Source organism: Halobacterium bonnevillei (assembly GCF_009831555.1).
Classification (GTDB): Archaea; Halobacteriota; Halobacteria; order Halobacteriales; family Halobacteriaceae; genus Halobacterium; species Halobacterium bonnevillei.
The window spans coordinates 1-2,944 of the sequence record NZ_WUUU01000258.1; the positions used below are offsets into that span (position 1 = coordinate 1).

Here is a 2,944-nt window from a genome sequence, read left to right on the forward strand (position 1 = left end):
GTTTGAGGTCGTTGAGAACGTTCAACGCGTCCAGCGGCGTGAGTTCCGCGACGTTCACGTCTCGCAGTGCCGCAACGACGTCGGCGTGGTCGCCGTTCGCCGCCCCACCGGTGTCCTCCTCGCTGCTCCCGCCCGCTGGCTCACTGTCGTCGTGTGCGTCCAGGAATTCGTGCGCGCGCTCGACGACGGGGTCGGGCACGCCGGCCGCCTGCGCGACTTCCACGCCGTAGGACGCGGTCGCCGCTCCCTCGCGGACTTGGTGCTCGAAGGTCACGCCGTCCTCGGCCTGTGTCGCCCCGAAGTGGAGGTTCACGGCCTGCGGGAGGCGGTCGGCGTCCGCGGTGAGTTCGTGGTGGTGGGTCGCGAACAGCGTCGTCGCGCCGACCTCGTCGTGGACGTACTCGGTGACTGCGCGCGCAATCGCGAGGCCGTCGGTCGTCGAGGTCCCGCGTCCCACTTCGTCGAGCAACACCAGGGAGTCCTCGGTGGCCGCGCGCAGAATCTCAGCGAGTTCGGTCATCTCGACCATGAACGTCGACCGGCCGCCCGCGATGTCGTCGCTGGCGCCGACCCGCGTGAAGATGCGGTCCACGACGCGGAGTCTCGCGGCCGCCGCCGGGACGAAACTCCCCGCCTGCGCGAGCAGGACAACGAGCGCGACCTGGCGCATGTACGTCGACTTCCCGCTCATGTTCGGGCCCGTGACCACCGCGACGCGCTCCGCTGGCGTGAGGTGGGTGTCGTTGGGGACGAACCCGGACTCCGTGCGCTCGACGACGGGGTGGCGGCCGCCCTCGACGTGGATGCCGTCGCCGCCGATTTCGGGGCGGGCGTAGTCGTGGTTCGCCGCGACGGTGGCGAACGACGCGAGCGCGTCCAGCGCCGCGAGCGCTGCGGCCGTCGCCTGCACGCGCTCGGCGTTCGCGGCGACGCGGTCACGCACCTCGCAGAACAGCTCGTACTCGAGGTCCTGGGCGCGCTGCTCGGCGCGCACGATGTCGTCCTCGCGCTCCTTCAGTTCCGGCGTGACGTACCGCTCGGCGTTCTTCAGCGTCTGGCGGCGCTGGTAGTCCTCGGGGACCGCGTCCAGGTTCGGGTCGGTCACCTCGATGTAGTAGCCGTGGACGGCGGTGTGGCCGACCTTCAGCGAGTCGATGCCGGTGCGCTCGCGCTCGGCGGCCTCCAGGTCGTCGATCCAGGCCTTCCCGGTGCGCTCGGTCTCCCGCAGGTCGTCGAGCGCGTCGTCGTAGCCGTCGCGGATGACGCCGCCCTCCGTGAGTTCCTGGGGCGGGTCGGGGACGATGGCGCGGTCCAGGAGGTCCCGGACTTCGGGGAGATCGTCGAGGGCCGCGCGCAATTCGCGGAGTTTCGCGCAGTCGGCGGCCGCCAGCAGGCCCCTGACCTCGGGCACGACGTCCAGCGTGTCCTTCAGCGCGCGCAGGTCGCGTGCGTTCGCGCGGCCTCGCGAGACTCGCGAAATCAGGCGCTCGACGTCGTAGACCGCCCGGAGGCGGTCGTGCAGGTTCTCCCGCGTCAGCGGGTCGGCGAGCAGTTCGCCGACGGCGTCGTGGCGCGCGGTCATCTCGTCGGCGTCGGTCGGGCGGCGCAGCCAGTCCGTCAGCGTCCGGCGGCCGAGCGCGCACGCCGTCTCGTCGAGGACGTCCACGAGCGCGGTGCCGGCCGCGCCGTGGACGCTGCGCTGCTCGAACAGTTCGAGGCTCCGCATCGCGACGGCGTCCAGCTGGAGGTAGTCCCTGGGGTCGTATCGCGTCAGGTGGTTCAGGTAGTCCAGGCGGCGGTCCGCGTCCGCATCGCCGTCCACCGGGTCGTCGCGGCGCGCGGCGACGCCGCCCCGGGTGTACTCCGCGTAGTCCAGGAGCGCGCCACACGCCCTCATTTCTGCCTGGCCGCCGAGCGCGTCAGCCTGCCCGAAGTACGACCCGACGGTCTCTCGGGCGGCCTCGAGGTCGAAGACGTCGTCGTCGTATTCCGCGACGAACGCCTCGCCGTCGAATCGGTCGTCCGGGATTCCGGGGCCCGTGACGAGCTCCGCGGGCGCGAACCGGCCGAGTTCGTCGCGCACGCGTACAGCGTTCCCGAGACTCGTCGCGTAGAAGTCGCCCGTGGAGACGTCGAGGAGCGCGAGCCCGTACTCGCTGGGCTCCCCGGGACCTGCCCTGCTGTCGTCGCACGAACCGCGGGGCTCCGCTCGCTCCGCGGCGAGCGCGGCGACGAAGTTGTTGTCGTCGCCCCCGAGCAGTTCGGCCTCCGTCAGCGTCCCCGGCGTCACGACCCGCGTGACCGCCCGCTCGACGACACCCGTGACCTCGTCGGGGTCCTCGATCTGGTCGGCGACGGCGACCCGGTAGCCGGCGTCCAGCAGGTCGTCGATGTACGACTCCGCGTTGTCCACGGGCACGCCCGCCATCGGGTACCGGCCCGTGGAGTCCTCGCGGGCCGTCAGCGTCACCTCGCAGATGCGGGCGGCGCCACTGGCGCAGCCGTCAACACGTTCGTGTTCCTGGTCGCGCCCGTCGCCTACTTCTTCGCGGGTGTGCTGGCGTTCGCGGCAGCAACCGCGTGGACGTTCAGTCTGAACTGGACGGTGACCTCGACCGACCGAGCCACTCGCTTCCCCGCGCCCTCCGTCGGTACGCGTCCGTCTACGCGCTCGGGTTCCTGGTCTACTCGGCCGCCGTCGTCGCGGGCGTGGAACTGCTGGCACTCCCCGGGTTCCCCGCGAACCTCGCTGCCATCGCCGTCGCCGGTGCCGCGAACTTCACCGGCGCCGAACTGTTCGCGCTCGGCGACCGACGCTAGCGGTTCGGATTCCTGCGCACGGTCACCTCGCCCCGTCCCGGGTCGTTTACGTACGTCGCCGGCGACCGTCCGGGCATGGACGCGGCACGCGTGCTCGTCGCCGGCGAGACGCTCGTCGACTGTC

1 protein-coding gene and 1 pseudogene are annotated in these 2,944 nt (G+C 71.7%); one reads left to right on the plus strand and one right to left on the minus strand.

The features are described from left to right. Positions 1-2,497: pseudogene (gene mutS / locus GRX66_RS17910) on the minus strand (DNA mismatch repair protein MutS); the annotation flags it as partial. An 83-nt stretch (positions 2,498-2,580) separates the two neighbouring features. Between mutS and GRX66_RS17915 the strand changes: the two are divergent. Beyond that, complete coding sequence (locus GRX66_RS17915) at positions 2,581-2,820, plus strand: hypothetical protein (protein WP_159527711.1); 240 nt, start codon at positions 2,581-2,583, stop codon at positions 2,818-2,820. Positions 2,821-2,944 lie beyond the last annotated feature (124 nt).